This window comes from Cupriavidus sp. SIMBA_020 (genome assembly GCF_046535395.1).
GTDB classification, from domain to species: Bacteria; Pseudomonadota; Gammaproteobacteria; order Burkholderiales; family Burkholderiaceae; genus Cupriavidus; species Cupriavidus campinensis.
This window is the reverse complement of sequence record NZ_JAWRWU010000169.1, coordinates 1-357: the sequence shown is the minus strand read 5'-3', so window position 1 is coordinate 357 and position 357 is coordinate 1. Positions and strand designations below refer to the sequence as shown.

Sequence of the window (357 nt, the reverse complement as noted above, 5' to 3'; positions counted from 1 at the left end):
GAGCGTTCGGCCGGTTCGTCCCAGTCGAAGCTGACGTTTTCGGTGCGCTTGTCGGCGCGCATGGCCGCGGCCACGCGATCGGCGATGTCGCGCACGGTCGCGATCGTCGCCTGCTGGTCGTCGCGATGCTCGTTAGCCTGAAGGCGCCAGTAGGTCTCCTTCCGGAGGCCGCTACGATCGAGGATTATCAGATCCCCCGGACGGACTTCCAACAGGCCGTCGTAGACAGTCAGCTCTGGCGTCTTGATCATGTCCAGCAACTCGCGCAAGCCGTTCGCCGTCACGCGCGGCTTGACGAGCGGATGCTGGAACAGCGCCTTCGGCTCCGACGCGAACACGAGCCCGCCGTCTGTCGGG

Annotated in this window: 1 pseudogene; it reads right to left on the bottom strand. The window is 65.8% G+C overall.

Annotation, left to right across the window (positions count from 1 at the left end):
- A pseudogene (locus SB751_RS28670) lies at positions 1–357 on the bottom strand (hypothetical protein); the annotation flags it as partial.